The organism is Dyadobacter sp. SG02 (genome assembly GCF_900109045.1).
Taxonomy (GTDB): domain Bacteria; phylum Bacteroidota; class Bacteroidia; order Cytophagales; family Spirosomataceae; genus Dyadobacter.
Window position 1 is genome coordinate 236,285 of the sequence record NZ_FNYL01000010.1, and the last position, 15,409, is coordinate 251,693.

General features: G+C 46.9%; 19 protein-coding genes and 4 tRNA genes. 1 reads left to right on the forward strand and 22 read right to left on the reverse strand.

Translation table 11 applies throughout. From position 1 onward, the window contains the following. Nucleotides 1-33: 33 nt before the first annotated feature. From rplL to BMW93_RS23310, 14 genes are all read right to left on the reverse strand, one after another. A complete protein-coding gene (rplL, locus tag BMW93_RS23245; RefSeq protein ID WP_090381980.1) occupies nt 34-420 on the reverse strand; it encodes a 50S ribosomal protein L7/L12 in 387 nt (128 codons plus the stop codon). Between the two features lie 90 nt (nt 421-510). Beyond that, on the reverse strand, nt 511-1,041 hold the full coding sequence (gene rplJ / locus BMW93_RS23250; protein ID WP_090381982.1) for a 50S ribosomal protein L10: 531 nt from the start codon (nt 1,039-1,041) through the stop codon (nt 511-513). A gap of 1 nt (nt 1,042) precedes the next feature. Beyond that, on the reverse strand, nt 1,043-1,741 hold the full coding sequence (gene rplA / locus BMW93_RS23255; protein WP_090381984.1) for a 50S ribosomal protein L1: 699 nt from the start codon (nt 1,739-1,741) through the stop codon (nt 1,043-1,045). 36 nt (nt 1,742-1,777) lie between these two features. Then, nucleotides 1,778-2,227, reverse strand: coding sequence for a 50S ribosomal protein L11 (gene rplK / locus BMW93_RS23260; RefSeq protein WP_019944910.1), 450 nt, complete (start codon nt 2,225-2,227; stop codon nt 1,778-1,780). Between the two features lie 75 nt (nt 2,228-2,302). Then, nucleotides 2,303-2,857: a transcription termination/antitermination protein NusG gene (gene nusG / locus BMW93_RS23265; RefSeq protein ID WP_015812908.1), complete on the reverse strand. Its 555-nt coding sequence runs from the start codon at nt 2,855-2,857 to the stop codon at nt 2,303-2,305. Nucleotides 2,858-2,890: 33 nt separating this feature from the next. Next, complete coding sequence (secE, locus tag BMW93_RS23270; RefSeq protein ID WP_090381987.1) at nt 2,891-3,082, reverse strand: preprotein translocase subunit SecE; 192 nt, start codon at nt 3,080-3,082, stop codon at nt 2,891-2,893. Nucleotides 3,083-3,101: 19 nt separating this feature from the next. Next, nucleotides 3,102-3,172, reverse strand: a tRNA-Trp gene (locus BMW93_RS23275). A gap of 102 nt (nt 3,173-3,274) precedes the next feature. After that, on the reverse strand, nt 3,275-4,462 hold the full coding sequence (tuf, locus tag BMW93_RS23280) for an elongation factor Tu (RefSeq protein WP_090381988.1): 1,188 nt from the start codon (nt 4,460-4,462) through the stop codon (nt 3,275-3,277). 143 nt (nt 4,463-4,605) lie between these two features. Further along, nucleotides 4,606-4,677: transfer RNA gene (locus tag BMW93_RS23285), tRNA-Thr, on the reverse strand. 82 nt (nt 4,678-4,759) lie between these two features. Then, nucleotides 4,760-4,832 (reverse strand) — tRNA-Gly (locus tag BMW93_RS23290). Between the two features lie 63 nt (nt 4,833-4,895). Continuing rightward, a tRNA-Tyr gene (locus BMW93_RS23295) sits at nt 4,896-4,978 on the reverse strand. A gap of 164 nt (nt 4,979-5,142) precedes the next feature. After that, entirely contained in the window at nt 5,143-6,264 is a 1,122-nt protein-coding gene (locus BMW93_RS23300; RefSeq protein ID WP_177194177.1) for a hypothetical protein, read from the reverse strand. A gap of 11 nt (nt 6,265-6,275) precedes the next feature. Next, nucleotides 6,276-7,151: a hypothetical protein gene (locus BMW93_RS23305; RefSeq protein ID WP_090381994.1), complete on the reverse strand. Its 876-nt coding sequence runs from the start codon at nt 7,149-7,151 to the stop codon at nt 6,276-6,278. Further along, complete coding sequence (locus tag BMW93_RS23310) at nt 7,132-7,722, reverse strand: RNA polymerase sigma factor (protein ID WP_090381996.1); 591 nt, start codon at nt 7,720-7,722, stop codon at nt 7,132-7,134. Before BMW93_RS23310 ends, BMW93_RS23305 begins: the two co-directional genes overlap by 20 nt. A 130-nt stretch (nt 7,723-7,852) precedes the next feature. Here BMW93_RS23310 and murI point away from each other — a divergent pair, with 130 nt between their 5' ends. Continuing rightward, on the forward strand, nt 7,853-8,662 hold the full coding sequence (gene murI, locus BMW93_RS23315; protein WP_090381999.1) for a glutamate racemase: 810 nt from the start codon (nt 7,853-7,855) through the stop codon (nt 8,660-8,662). A 4-nt stretch (nt 8,663-8,666) separates the two neighbouring features. Here murI and BMW93_RS23320 read toward each other — a convergent pair whose 3' ends face one another. The 8 genes from BMW93_RS23320 to cyoE form a co-directional block, all read right to left on the reverse strand. Further along, complete coding sequence (locus tag BMW93_RS23320; protein WP_090382001.1) at nt 8,667-11,189, reverse strand: glycosyl hydrolase; 2,523 nt, start codon at nt 11,187-11,189, stop codon at nt 8,667-8,669. A gap of 136 nt (nt 11,190-11,325) precedes the next feature. After that, complete coding sequence (locus tag BMW93_RS23325) at nt 11,326-11,607, reverse strand: hypothetical protein (protein WP_090382003.1); 282 nt, start codon at nt 11,605-11,607, stop codon at nt 11,326-11,328. Beyond that, on the reverse strand, nt 11,604-12,143 hold the full coding sequence (locus tag BMW93_RS23330; protein ID WP_090382006.1) for a DUF420 domain-containing protein: 540 nt from the start codon (nt 12,141-12,143) through the stop codon (nt 11,604-11,606). Before BMW93_RS23330 ends, BMW93_RS23325 begins: the two co-directional genes overlap by 4 nt. A 6-nt stretch (nt 12,144-12,149) precedes the next feature. Further along, nucleotides 12,150-12,746, reverse strand: coding sequence for a hypothetical protein (locus tag BMW93_RS23335; protein ID WP_090382010.1), 597 nt, complete (start codon nt 12,744-12,746; stop codon nt 12,150-12,152). Between the two features lie 9 nt (nt 12,747-12,755). Continuing rightward, nucleotides 12,756-13,091 (reverse strand): cytochrome C oxidase subunit IV family protein, encoded by a 336-nt coding sequence (locus BMW93_RS23340; protein WP_090149705.1) that lies wholly within the window; start codon nt 13,089-13,091, stop codon nt 12,756-12,758. 30 nt (nt 13,092-13,121) lie between these two features. Further along, nucleotides 13,122-13,892, reverse strand: coding sequence for a cytochrome c oxidase subunit 3 (locus BMW93_RS23345; RefSeq protein ID WP_090382013.1), 771 nt, complete (start codon nt 13,890-13,892; stop codon nt 13,122-13,124). Nucleotides 13,893-13,908: 16 nt separating this feature from the next. Then, complete coding sequence (locus tag BMW93_RS23350) at nt 13,909-14,496, reverse strand: cytochrome c oxidase subunit 3 (RefSeq protein ID WP_090382015.1); 588 nt, start codon at nt 14,494-14,496, stop codon at nt 13,909-13,911. 17 nt (nt 14,497-14,513) lie between these two features. Beyond that, nucleotides 14,514-15,407, reverse strand: coding sequence for a heme o synthase (gene cyoE, locus BMW93_RS23355; RefSeq protein ID WP_229240721.1), 894 nt, complete (start codon nt 15,405-15,407; stop codon nt 14,514-14,516). Nucleotides 15,408-15,409 lie beyond the last annotated feature (2 nt).

Here is a 15,409-nt window from a genome sequence, read left to right on the forward strand (position 1 = left end):
CATGGAATTTATTTTCTAATGCTGTTGAGCAAATTACTTCACTTCAACTTCTGCACCAGCTTCTTCAAGTTGCTTTTTCAGAGCGTCAGCTTCGTCTTTCGCAACACCTTCTTTTACAGGTTTTGGAGCGCCATCAACGAGTTCTTTCGCTTCTTTCAGGCCAAGACCAGTAAGGTCTTTAACCAACTTCACAACAGCAAGTTTACCTGCACCAGCTGATTTCAAGATTACATCAAAAGATGTTTTCTCTTCAACTGCAGGAGCATCGCCACCAGCACCACCAGCAGGACCTGCTACTACTACTGCACCAGCTGCTGCTGGTTCAATGCCGTACTCGTCTTTAAGAATTGTAGCCAATTCGTTCACTTCTTTAACCGTAAGGTTAACAAGCTGTTCTGCGAATGCTTTCAAATCTGCCATTTCTATTTTGATTTTTTTGATTATACAATAAGATGATTTAAAAAAGCTCTATTTTATTTTAACCCGGAGAGCTAAACCTGGTTATTCAAATTAGTCCTCTTTTTCAGACAAAGTTTTCAAGATACCAGCCAGGTTCTGTCCGCCGCTTGTAAGAGCGCCGATAACATTTTTGGCAGGTGATTGCAACAATCCGATCACTTCGCCGATCAGTTCTTGTTTCGATTTCAGTGAAATCAGAACGTCCAGCTGGCTTTCTCCTACGAAAAGGGCAGTGTCAACAGAAGCTCCTTTGAACTTCAATTTGTCGCTACCTGATTTCTTTTTGAAATCCTTGATCAGTTGTGCAGGTACTTTACCTGACTCCGGGTGAAACATTACTCCGGAAAACCCTTTCAACACTTCGTCGAAAGAAGAATAGTCCGTATCTAGTGTTTCGAGCGCTTTTTTAATCAATGTATTCTTCACAACACGATACTCAACACCACGCTCGAAGCAAAGGCCTCTGAGGGTATTTACCTCGCTCACGGTCATGCCGGTCGCGTTGGTAATGTAGAAGTATGGCGTGCTGGCGAATTTTTGACTCAATTCGTCAATAATTACTGCTTTTTCTTCCCGTGTCATATTACAGTCCTGGAATCGTGTTTTTGTCAATAATAACACCCGGGCTCATCGTGCTTGACAAGTGAATGCTTTTTACGTAAGTACCTTTTGCCGATGAAGGCTTAAGGCGAACCAAGGTATTGATAACCTCCGTTGCATTCTGTGCAAGCTGATCAGTTCCGAAAGATACCTTTCCGATGCTGGTGTGAATGATACCGGTTTTGTCAACTTTAAAGTCGATTTTACCAGCCTTCACCTCTTTTACAGCTTTCGCTACATCCGGTGTTACAGTTCCCGACTTAGGGTTTGGCATCAAGCCGCGAGGACCCAATACTTTACCAAGTCTACCTACTTTTGCCATTACACTTGGCATTGTAATAATCACGTCAATGTCTGTCCAGCCTTGCTCGATTTTTGTAATGTATTCGTCAAGACCAACATAATCCGCTCCTGCCTCTTTCGCTTCTGACTCCTTGTCGGGAGTACACAGCACCAATACGCGAACTTCTTTTCCGGTTCCGTGTGGCAATGTTACCACGCCACGCACCATTTGGTCAGCTTTCCGGGGATCAACGCCCAAACGAACGTCGATATCTACGGAAGCATCAAATTTGGTATAGGAAATCGTTTTCAGAACATCCGCAGCTGCTTCCAGGGTAAATGCCTGGGTTGCGTCGTATTTTGAAAGAGCTTCTTTTTGCTTTTTGGTCAATTTTCCCATGTTCTTTGTTTCTTTGGCGTATCTATAAATCTACGCTCAGTTGTTTTCTTCCCATGGGGCCTTGCCAGCCACGGTGATACCCATACTACGAGCCGTTCCCGCGATCATTTTCATAGCAGACTCTACGGTGAAGCAATTAAGGTCGGGCATTTTGGTTTCAGCGATCGTTTTAACCTGATCCCATGAAACTGATCCTACCTTAATACGGTTTGGCTGAGCCGAACCTGTTTTCACTTTTGAGGCTTCCAGAAGAAGAATAGCGGCCGGGGGGGTTTTGATGACGAAGTCGAAAGACTTGTCTTTGTAGTATGTAATAACTACCGGCAATACCACACCCATTTTATCCTGGGTACGGCCATTGAACTGCTTGCAAAACTCCATGATATTCAAACCCTTCGATCCTAATGCAGGACCAATTGGAGGTGATGGGTTGGCTTGGCCACCTTTCACCTGCAGTTTGACGTATCCACCTATTTCTTTTGCCATTGTTTTGGAATTTGTCGGTTCATCGATTGACTAGCGGCTCACATGCAGTTGGAAGCCTACCTGCCCGCTATTCGCTCAACTATCCTTTTCTACTTGTGCGTAACTGAGTTCCACGGGTGTATTACGCCCGAATATTTTTACAACTACATTGAGTTTTTTCTTCTCATCGAATACTTCTTCCACCAGACCGATAAATCCGCTGAACGGACCATCTACCACCTTCACGGTTTCGCCTTTGATGAAAGACATGCTTGGCGCTTCTTCATGCTGCTCTGCTTCGTCGACCTTACCGAGGATACGGTTAATTTCAGACTGACGCAATGGAACAGGCACTTTGGAATTTCCTTCGGCATTGCCCAGGAAACCGATTACGCCGGGAATACTTGTAATAATGTGCAGAACCTCCCCTTTGGACAGATCGGCTGAAATGATAATATACCCGGGAAAGAAATTCTTTTCCCGTACACGCTTCTTGCCATTACGCATTTCATAGATCTTCTCGGAAGGGATCAGTATTTGCGGAACGAATTCGTTTAGCTTCTGGCGTGTTATTTCATTTTCAATGTAGGACTTGATTTTTTTCTCTTGCCCAGACACTGCCCTTAATACAAACCAATTTAGACTACTCATACCTTTCAGGGGGTTATCTTTACTAAAATAGCCTTAGAAAGACTGGTAAAACACTTTCAGTGCGTTCTCGAAAACGAGATCCATAACACCTACCACGAAGGCAAAAATGAGCGAACCCACAAGCACCAGTGTGGTGTTGGCTTGCAGTTCGTTGAAAGGCGGCCATGTTACATGTTGGGTCATTTCTTCCCAGGACGCTTTCAAAAAAGAAGTAAATTTTTCCATTTCACCTTTTCGATTTATGCACGGGTGGAGAGATTCGAACTCCCATCAACGGTTTTGGAGACCGCTATTCTACCCTTGAACTACACCCGTTTATCGTGCAATCACCCATTCGGGGCTGCAAAGATACGACTTTTTTATAAAAAACAAGTGCATTTCAAGAGAAATGCACTTGTTTTAATATTGCTATCTTGATTAGTCAAGAATTTCAGTTACCTGACCAGCACCTACGGTACGTCCACCTTCGCGAATCGCGAAACGAAGACCTTTTTCCATAGCGATTTTGTTGATCAGTTTCACTTCGATAGTGATGTTGTCACCTGGCATAACCATTTCAACACCAGCAGGAAGAGTGATTTCCCCTGTCACGTCAGTGGTACGGAAGTAGAACTGAGGACGGTATTTGTTAAAGAATGGAGTGTGACGTCCACCTTCTTCTTTCGACAGTACGTAAACCTCGCCTTTGAAGTGCAAGTGAGGCTTAACTGAACCTGGCTTACAGATAACCATACCACGACGGATATCTTCTTTGTCGATACCGCGAAGCAACAAACCTACGTTGTCACCAGCTTCACCACGGTCAAGGATCTTACGGAACATCTCAACACCAGTTACTACTGATTTAAGACCTTCTGCACCCATACCAAGGATATCAACTGCTTCACCAGAGTTGATGATACCACGCTCGATACGACCAGTTGCAACAGTACCACGACCAGTGATCGAGAATACGTCTTCAACAGGCATCAAGAATGGAAGATCAGTCATACGTGGAGGAATTGGAATCCAGCTGTCAACAGCGTCCATCAATTCTTCGATCGTTTTCACCCATTTCGGATCGCCGTTAAGACCACCCAAAGCTGAGCCTTGTACAACTGGAATGTTGTCACCATCGAATTCATAGAAGCTCAGAAGCTCGCGGATTTCCATCTCAACGAGTTCAAGAAGTTCTGGATCATCAACCATGTCCACTTTGTTCATGAACACAACAAGCTGAGGAACACCTACCTGACGAGCAAGAAGGATGTGCTCACGAGTTTGTGGCATAGGACCGTCAGTAGCAGCAACCACGATGATTGCGCCGTCCATCTGAGCAGCACCAGTTACCATGTTCTTCACGTAGTCAGCGTGACCTGGGCAGTCAACGTGCGCATAGTGACGGTTGGCTGTCTGGTATTCTACGTGGGAAGTGTTGATTGTGATACCACGCTCTTTCTCTTCAGGAGCATTGTCGATTGATGAGAAGTCGCGTTTCTGTGCAAAACCTTTATCAGCCAACACAGTTGTAATCGCCGCTGTAAGGGTAGTTTTACCGTGGTCAACGTGCCCGATAGTACCAATATTTACGTGGGGTTTCGAGCGGTCAAACGTCTCTTTTGCCATGACTTAAGTACGCTTAAAATTAAAAGTTATTACGAATTTATTATACACTACTAATTGATCCTGCTGGCTTTACTGCAATCAAACACCGCAATCATTTACCAAATCAGGATCAAAACCAATGCAGGGACACTTCCTGCTTTCTGAGCTTTTGAGGGGATTTGAACCCCTGACCTCTTCCTTACCAAGGAAGTGCTCTACCCCTGAGCTACAAAAGCATTATTGTTAGAACCAAAAAGCGATTAGCGAAAGTTATCTATTGAATGTTTTCGCTAATCGCTTCGATGATGCTTCTAATTGAGCGGAAGACGAGGTTCGAACTCGCGACCTATAGCTTGGAAGGCTATCGCTCTACCAGCTGAGCTACTTCCGCATTTGTCTTCGTCTTAAACTCCAAAACTGGTATGATTTGAAGCATTTTTTCAGACTCAAACTGTGGGGGCGGATGGATTCGAACCACCGTAGGCATACACCAGCAGATTTACAGTCTGCCCCATTTGGCCACTCTGGTACACCCCCAGACAACATTTCAACACAAGCGTGAAAACCGTTTGTTTCACAATTTGGAGTCGCAAAATTATACCCATTTTTTAGATTCTCAAATTCTTTTGAAAAAAAAATAAAAAAAAATGCGGCTTGGAATCAAAAACACCGATTCCAAGCCGCAAGGGCACTTTTTCGACTTAAAACAATCTCACCCCGAAACTCAGCATCCGGACCGAAGGCCCACGATTCGCTTCGAAAAGATAGTTCAAATCATAGTTCACAAAGAAGTCAGGAAAGTTACGGATGCCTATTTCCGCCGCCAGGCCATAGCGCAAATCTTCGATGTAAAAGTTACGTCTGTCGTGGTCTACGTCCTTGGTACCGACCTTGCGGACTTTCGTGTAGCTGCCAATCCGGTAACCGCCGTAGGCACCTGCGCTGATGTAGGAAATGAACGATCTCGAAAAACTCAGCGTAGGCATAATGGACAGGTTTACATAAGGTACCACAAGTTTCGATTTCCTCACCTCAACCTCCTGCTTGTTGTCATCCACTACCGGAACAAACTCGACCCCGTCGTCCGTCTTGGTAATCGTTTTGTTCCCATCGTACATCATATTGTACCAGGAGAAATCGACTCCGAAATCCAGCGTTAACCTCGCGTCTTTCCCACGGACCACATTCGCACTTGCCACATAACCCAGGCTCACATACCGCGATCCGAAAGGTTTCAGATCATAATCGGATTTGTTAAAACCAGCGGTGGTTTCATTGGTACCGTAAGTATTGAGGCCCAATGCGATATTAAAACCCTTCCTCGGGCTGGACCCGCCCCATGACTTCCGGTGAAACCGCTTCCCAACACGACGATAAGTCGAATCCGAACCGACTACTTCATCCCCTTCCTTCACTTCAACGCCCGAGCCGTCAATAGAAACCTTCGTGTCGCCGTCCTTGATGTGGATACCGCGGAGGCCAATCCTGACGTAATCCTTATCCTCCGCCTGGTCCGGGCTTTTCAAATATTTGTTCCCGTTAAATTCTTCCCGCAAAAACGTCGTGTCGGCATTTGTACTGTCAAGTCTTACTTTCAGGTCTTTCAGCAATGCATTCAAATCATATTTCATGATCTTTTCCAGCTCCTGGCGGTTTTCGCCGTAAATGATCAGCCTCGTCTTATCTCCGAATGTCACGATGATCGAATCCTTATCATGGCCCTCGAAGCGGGAAAACTCATCGTTGGATTTCAAAGAACCAGCGCGCGCGCCAATGGCAACCAGCAGTACCAGCATAACCATTGCATATATTTTACTTTTCATGGCACAATAGATTACAGTTTTGTCTTGTCTTTAGGGTGGTCTTTTTCTGAACTTCTTTCATCCTTGTTACGCAGGCGATCGTCCACACGTGCTACAAGGTTTTTTGGATTAAAACCCACTTCATCCCAGTCGACCTTCTCGCCCGCTCTTGCATTTTTGAGCTGACGGAAGACCCTTGCAAACCGGGTATTACGTGGCTTTTCTTCCGCTTCACTAGTACCGGTCTCCACCACTGCGACAATCGTTCTTGTCGGTTCAGGCTCCGGCTTGTTCACCCGACTAACAGCTGGCTCATCGGGCAAAGTCTTGATATCCCGTGTAACAGGATTTGTTAAAGGTTCCGGTTGTATCGTATTCACCGGAACCAAAGGTTGTTCATTCAAAGCCACTATCGGCGCATTCCGAACAGGTTCGGGCTCGAAATTTGGTGTTTGAATATGCTGCGTTTTCGCGTTTGGCACATTACCGTCCTTCGCCTTGGCTACTTGTATTTCTGGATTGCGAGGTGCTTTATAAGCCGATTTCAAGCTCTTCCCGGCATTATCATCCACGACGTTACCTTTTTTCTCCACTGCTATTAACTGTTCAACCGGTGCATTTAAATTTTCAACCGGAGAAACCGCAGAATCCTTCTGAATCGGCTTGGCCGCTGCAATCGTCTGTTGCGGTTTGATCCCTCCCGGCGAAACATCCTGTTGATTTTGCCAAACCAGGTATCCTCCCATCACCGCCGCAGCCACACCGGCCGCAGCATACCAACCCCACACAGCCGAGCGGCTTCGCGCCGGTTGTTTTCCCTGAATTTTTAGCCACGCATTTTCCGAAGGTGTTCTCTCTAATCCTTCGAGTCTGCGCTTGAAAAGATCATCAACAGGATGCTTTTTCATAGTCTACTTTTTTTTTATAATCATTCTGCCATTCCGCCACCATCTTTTGCAATAATGCCCGGGCGCGGTGCAATTGTGATTTCGATGTACTTTCAGTAATACCCAGCATCTCGGCAATTTCAATGTGTGCGTATCCTTCAATGGCGTACAGGTTAAAAACCGTCCGGTAGCCTACGGGCAACGATTCGATCAGCGCCATTAATTCTTCGGTTTCAAGGTTTTGGTCGGCATGGATGTAATCGGGAATGTTATTCGCTTCATCCGAAAGGTTATCTTCCAGTAGTCGCTTCTGTCTCCGCAAATACCCCAGCGACTCGTTGACCATGATCCTCCTGATCCATCCTTCGAAACTTCCTTCGCTATTGAACTGGTTTATCTTTTCAAAAACCTTTAAAAAACCCTCCACCATCACATCCTCGGCCGCCATTTCGTCGCATACATAGCGGAAGCACAAAGCCAGCATCCGATGGCTGTACTTGTCGTAGAGCTGTCGCTGCGCCTTCGGATCTTCGTTCCTCAGGGCTTTGATGAGCTGTGCTTCCTGGCTAAATAGTGCTAAAATTCGACCCATTCTAATTGGTGGTTTCGACAGCAAGATGCGCATTCCTCTGCGTGAGGTTGCATGTGCGGGAAAAGTTTTTTGATATTTTTTTAGCTTTGATGTGAATATCACTTATTGACCATTAAAAGGACTTTCCCCAATGCTTGACTCCTCTGCGCCCATCGGAATTTTTGACAGCGGAATCGGCGGCATGACCGTCGCCAGTGCCGTTACCAAGCTACTCCCCCAGGAAAACACCATCTATTTCGGCGACACGGCGCATTTGCCCTATGGCGATAAGTCCACAGCTGCTATCCAGGCCTATTCGATCAAAATCTGCAATATGCTTTTACAGCAGAACTGCAAACTCATCCTTATCGCCTGCAACTCTGCCTCCGCCGCCGCGTACGAGCTGGTACGCGAGTACGTGGGAAGCAAAGCAAAGGTGCTGAATGTGATCGATCCGGTGGTGGATTATGTGAAGGAGCATTATGAGGGAAAAACCATCGGCCTCATTGGTACCAAGCAAACGGTCCTTTCCAATGTATATAAAAAGAAAGTAGATGCATTGGACAGGAACATTCACCTGAAATCGCTGGCTACACCATTACTGGCACCGATGATCGAAGAAGGTTTCTTCGATAACAATATCAGTGAAAGTGTCATCGCCAATTACCTGTCCGATCCTTCCCTGAATGGTATCGAAGCATTGATACTCGGTTGCACGCATTACCCATTGATCAAAACACAGATCCGTAAATTCTACGGCGAAGCGATTGAAACGCTCGACACCTCCGAAATAGTAGCGCGGTCACTGAAAGCGTGGTTGGAACAGCATTACCTGATCAATGAGAAGGGAGAAGGTAAGCGGCAGTTCTACGTTTCGGATTATACTCTATCATTCGAGCAGTCAACCAACATTTTCTTTGGCCGGCAAATCCAGCTGGAACATTACCCACTGTGGGAATAATGCATTAGAAAACCAGCTTCACAGGACCGAGCAAACCCGAGGGCATAGGTTGCCAGCGGGTAGCCTCGAATTTCTTGTAGGTGATGTCTACAATATTGATATCGTAAAACTTCTTCCAGTCGGGTTGCTGCTGGTCGCGGAGGCGCATATAGTTGGCCGAAAGGTTGGTTACTTCAATTTCCAGTACGTTACCTTTTGCTTTCAATGCCTTTCCGGCGGGTAGTCTGAATGGAATATGCCATGCAACGCCGAGGTCTTTGCCATTCAGTTTTACACTGGCGACCTCGCGAACGTCACCCAGGTCCAACGCCGCATTTGCATAGGCGACAGTTGAACCCGGCAGATCGAATGTAATACGGTATTTTGCTTTACCTGAAAAATATTCGGCTGAATCAGGTAAAGAAGTCCAGGATGTAAGTTCGGTCAATTGCGCGGGAGCGGGTAGATTTGGTTTACCATTCAAAAACACGAGCTCCCATTTCCCTATAATATCGAGCTGCTTGCCCGTGTTGCTCACTACGGGCGCATCGTTACCATCCGCCGAAGTCGTCAGGAAGCATGATTCCCCTGGCAAAAGCCGCAGGTAAATCTCTTCACTTCCTTTATTGCCACGCGTTTTCGGTATCGACACTCCGCTGAGTGGCTCCAATTTGAAAAACTGGCCTCCCTTTCCAATTTTCACCCAGCCTTCCGTGAATGTGTTCCCGAGATTTGACACGAAATACAATGGCACGCCTTCGGTTTGCTTTTTACGGATAAAAGTCAGGCCTTTCTCCGCCAGTTGCTCCCTGACAACACCATTAACGGCCAGATCTGCATTAAGACTGTTTGAAACCTTCACGTTTTTGAAGGTTGAAAGTCGCGCCGAACCCTCGCTGAATTTCTCTTGCCGCTCGTTATGATTTGCATAACCTGTAACCGAAGCAGGCAATTTCCCGTCAAAAACAATTTTCGCACCGGCATGAGCCAATCGTTCCAGTTCTTTCAAAGTCTCCTCAGGCAAATAAGTGGCCGATGGGATAAGCAAAGTTTTGTAAACCGCATTTCCAGAATTCAAAACACCGTTCGCATCAACACTAAACTTCTTCAACTGCAAATCCGACACGAAATCGAATGCATAGCCTTCCTTCCAAAGCCTTTCCGAAAGTTTTCCAAACGGCAAATCCAGCAGCCAGCGATCCACATGATGCACTTCCAGCAAATGCACACCGCCACCTGATTTGGCCTTGGTAGCCCACAAATCATGGATCGGAAAGTAAACCAGTACATCATTATCTGGCTGACTATTCTGCAAAAGCCGCTGGCAAAGGTCCACGTACCGGTTCAGCAGCGGGAAATGTTCCGAGAAATGCGATGTTTTACCAAAATTGGTAGAAGCATAAAACAGCCAGCCGGGAAAACCTTCTTTTTCCGGCGAATAGGTGGTTCCGTGATAAAAAATATGGTTAATACCTGCCGTAAACAACTCATCGATTTGCGGCTTGATTTGAGATAACGAAACCTTGAAATGGTTCGCAAGCCAGGTACCAGTCTCAGAACTGACCAGTTTCTTGCCCGACAAATTGGCCGCCGATGAAGCAAACTTCATCGCCAGCGGATTCGGTGTTCCGAACTGATCGATCGAATAGTCCGGGTCCACACGCAGGCCGGGGATATTGAAGCGACTGGTTCCAAATGATTCCGTTTCGGGAATATCGGCGGCTTCGTACAAATCGAGCAGGTTACCCGGCGAGCCGTGCGCCTGGTAGCGCGTTACGAAACCGTGCGCGCGGCTCCAATCGGTCCAGGGCTTGGCATACCGTTCCAGCAGCAGCTCGGCGAGGGTTTGGTGATAATCTATTTTAACTAATGTAGCTTCCGGGTTTCCGGTTGAGTCATTCAGTAGTGGCAGTTTGCTCAGCAAATCATATTTCCTTCGCGTCTGAAATTGCTGTGCAAAATCCTCCGTCCAGTTAGCGCCGTAGGCTTCGTAAGAATCATTGTACATCGATCTGGGTTTGTCAGGTGACTTGCTGAATGCAGAGTCAAACCGGGAAAGGTATTGAGCCATCCCATTTGAACTGAACGGGTCCAGTACAAGCCCTTCCCCACCCGGCGCAGCCCGCTTTACCTTCTGCCCGGTTGGCTTCACCGACGGTTTACCGTCGACGACCGTCATGCTCTGCGCGGCAGCAGCCGTCGTCACATTCGGGCCACCAAAGGGCCAGCCGGTACCGGTGGTCATGTCCACGCCCAGCCCCAGGCGTTTGCCTTCCCGAATGGTATGCTGCATTACTTCCAGCCATTGTGTTCCCAGGAAAGGCAGCGCTGCTTTTTCATATCCCTTAACCCCGTAAATCGGGATGATATGCACGCCGCCCAATCCCGATTTGCTGAAATATTCGAGCTGTGCTGTAATATCCTCCCTGGTAACCGCACTTCCCATCCACCACCAATAGGTCCAAGGCTTGGTTGTCGATAATGTTTGTGCATGGGTATTGGCGAGCCCGGCGAGGAGCAAGAGGAAAAGGAGGAAAATCCGGCGCATGGGTTGGACAGTGTTTTTCTTTAAAGACGCACAATGTATTATCTACGCCACTACAAGGAAATATTTTGTTAAAACTGAATACACAAAAAAAGGCAGGACCGTATTGGCCCTGCCTTTGAATATCTTTTTCGGCGAATCAGTTTTCGTATGCAGATCGTATCCGCGCCGCGACGAACTGACGCTCGGCCTGCGCACGCTTCGAATTGCGGTACCATAGGTAGCCAATCACCGCAACGAGAATGTAGGGAACCACAAACAGGAACATAATGCCGGTATTCAATCCTACGCCCACATTGTTACGCCCGTTACCCATCGAGCTTTCCACCGATCCGCGGCACATCGCACATTGCGCAAATGCGCCCACGCTGTTCATTACGAACAAAACCACCAATCCGAATATTGCCAAGAACTTTTTCATACGTAATAAGGACTAATCATTAAGTAAACGATCACACCGGTAACACTCACATACAACCAGATTGGCATCGCCCATTTCACCGCTTTCCGGTGTTCGGTGATCTGATTGGTATATCCAAAATACACCGCACGCAATACAAACCAAACGACCCCGATCGACAACACGATATGCGAGATCAGCAAAAAGTAGTAAACCGGGCGAACAAAACCGGTCCCTCCGAACGGGGTAGCTTCGTTTGAAATGTGATAAAGCACATAACAAACCAGGAACACCGACCCGAGCACGAAAGCACCGGTCATTGTCTGGCGGTGTGCAGAAATATTCTTTTGTTTAACAAAATAGAAACCCATGATCAGCAGCATGGAGGTAAGCGTATTAATGACGCCGATGACGTGCGGTAAAACCTTTGTCCAGGCACCCAGGTCAATTTTCTGCCGGATTCCCAGCAGCAACGCAACCACCACCGGAATGACGATTGCCAGAACATTGATAAGACGTTCGTATTTTGGTTTTCTTTCGATTGTTAATGTAGCCATACTCACTTATTTCTCATTCTTCTTTTCATAATCGAGGATCTTGATCTCGGCCATCAGCCGGTCGGTTTCCTCTCCATCTCCGGCCTTATAAAAGCCTCTCACGTTTTTGTTACGATCGATCAGTACAATTTGCCCGGCTCGACCATTTAAAGCATCACTTCCTTTTGCAGTGTCTGTCAATTCTTTGGAAAAACAGCCTGCTATCGTAGCGCTATCCGCCTTGACAGACTGCCATTCTCCCCGCCTCACAGTGTCCGTCGCAATCGACAGTACCTGCAATTCAGGAACTGCAGTTTTCAATGCCGCAATGCGCTGCAATTCATCCATTGCCCGTTCGCAAGGCTCTCCACATTCGGAGGGCATACGGCTTACGATGGTCAGCCGGCCATCCAGGTTCACACCTCCGAACACGCCGCAATCTGCTGAAACCTGATGAAACAGCGTGTCGCCGTTTTGCACGATAATCGAGCCGTTACCATCTTTCTCCGCCACAAAATAAGGCAGGTCGTAATGGTTCGTCCCGAACAGTTTCAGTAAAGCAAAAATCAAAGCCGGTATTACTAATGTGACAATCAGTAATCCGGCTTTGGGAAATTTCTTCATTCTATTCTATTATCCGAAAATCGCTTCGAAAATCGCATTTCCTTCGAGCAGGAGTGCCAGGATCAACCAGGCTACGAATATCACCGGTACGAGTATCGACCAGATCAGCGTTTTTGTTTCATGTTTCAAGTGCATGAATTCCCCTACGATATAGAATGCCTTCACGATCGTCATGATGATGAAGATCGAAACCTTCAAAACACCATGGGGAACTGTAAATGCGATCAAGAACTCGAGTGAGGTGATGATCAAAAGGATCCAAAAGGTTTTCCAGATCGCTTTACGCTGCTCAGCTCCTGCTTCGGGATCCTGGTTATGTACGTGGTGATGATGTACTTCCGCCATTTTACTTCAATTTTAAATATTGTCCTATAATTAAACCAGGTAGAAGAATGTAAATACAAACACCCAAACCAGATCCACAAAGTGCCAGTAGAGACCTACTTTTTCAACCATTTCGTAGCTTCCTCTTTTGTCGTAGAAACCTGTCGCCGCACGGAAGAAGATCAGAATATTCAGGATTACACCCGAGAATACGTGAGTTCCGTGGAAACCGGTGATGAAGAAGAAGAAATCCGCGAATGCGGGAGGACCGTATTGGTTTTCCGTCAGGTTAGCGCCGAAGATCGTCTTATCGATGCGAACACCGTTTTCGATCACGCTCATTACCGAACCTGAATCGGTTCCGTGGATGAAGTGGCTCCATTCCCAAGCCTGGCAACCAAGGAAGGTAAAACCGCCGAGAATTGTCCAAAGCATATATTTTTCAACATTCGCGCGGTCCATGCGGTGACCGGCCTCCACTGCAAGTACCATTGTTACGGAGCTCGCGATGAGAATGAATGTCATGATACCAACGAAAACCAACGGCAGGGAAACACCGTGCAGGAATGGTACGGATTCGTAAACCCTTTCAGGTACCGGCCAGTACGCGTTGGAGAAGGTAAAATCTTCGTGTTTTCCGGTGAATGCAGGGAAACTAAACCGGGCTGTACCATATGCCACCAGCAAGGCAGAGAAAGTAAAGGTATCCGAGATGAGGAAGAACCACATCATCAGTTTACCGTAACTCGCTTTCATAGGCTCAATACCCCCCAACCACATTTTGGGTTCTACCGCGCCGGGTGTTGTTACATGTGCCGCCATTGATAAAAGAAATTATTTAATTAAAGGTCAATAAAAAAACAAAAAGGTATAACCAGAGTATATCCAAAAAGTGCCAGTAAGTAGCACTGATCTGAATTCTTCTCAGATTTTTGGAATGCACATTCAGCTTGAATGCCGAAACCAGCGCGAATACCAAAACAATCAGGCCGGTAATGATGTGGAAGCCGTGAAGCCCTGTGAACACGTAAAAGAACGAGCCGGACGGGTTTCCTACAAAATACACATTCATCGCCACCAGCTCTTTCCAGCCCTGAAATTGCATATAAAGGAAGATCAGGCCGAGTACAAAAGTAATAGAAATTGCTATTTTCAATTGTTGGAACTGATCTTTTTTTGCCGAGAAATAGGCCCATTGCATCGCTACGCTACTCATTATGAGCACCACCGTGCTATACCAGAAAATCTGCGGCATTTCAAATTCGAGCCAGTTGCCCTCTGCGCGGCGCACGAGGTACGCACTGCTCTGAGAAGCGAACAGCATGATGATCGTGACCAGGAAAAGCCAAAGAATAAACTTCTTCGGGTCCATTGCCAGCGTCTCCTGTGGCCCTCTTTCCAATTTATATTGCTGAACGTTTTCCATTTTCTCCCGATTCAATATCACAATTTATCCAACAAAAAAGCAATCTGAACGATAGGCAGGTAAATGAACGATCCGAACATCAGCTGCTTCGCGGTCTTGTCCGTACAGGTGCGCATGAGGTGGAACGTCTGCGCAAGGAATAATACCCCGAAAATCGTCGCAATGAATGCCGAATTAATGCCCGTCATTCCCAGTTCGTACGGCAACCAGCCGATCGGAAGCAGGAACAAGGTGTAGATCATGATCTGCAATGTCGTATCTGAGTCTTTCAAACCATTGGCTGGCAACAATTTGAAACCTGCTCTTTTGTAATCTTCGTCCAGCACCCATGCAATGGCCCAGAAATGCGGGAATTGCCAAAAGAACTGGATCGCAAACAGGATACCAGGTTCCAGACCAAAATGGTTGGTAGCCGCTACCCAGCCGATCATCGGAGGAAATGCCCCGGGGAATGCCCCCACAAACACCGCGATCGGACCGACGCGCTTTAACGGGGTGTAAACAAAGCCGTAAAGCACAAGCGACAACAGGGAAATAAGCCCGGTTGTCAGGTTAAATACTGTTACAAATATCACAAGCGAAGCTACTCCGAGGATTACTGCCCAGACAGCAGCTTGCTCCACGGTAATTCTTCCGCTTGGCAACGGCCGTGAAGCCGTTCTTTTCATCATTTTATCCAGGTCCTTTTCCAGGATCTGGTTGATAATGTTGGCAGCACCCGTGATACCGATCGACGCCAGCACGAAAAGCACCATGTCGCCGGCTTTGACATCCCGTGAGCCCAGGCAATATCCCATTGCGCCCGAGAAAGCGATCAACGACGCCAACCGGAATTTCAATAGTTCAAATAAAACTCCTATTCTCTCTCTGATCTTCCCAACCCCGCTGGCACTTTCCTCTACTGAAATCATTA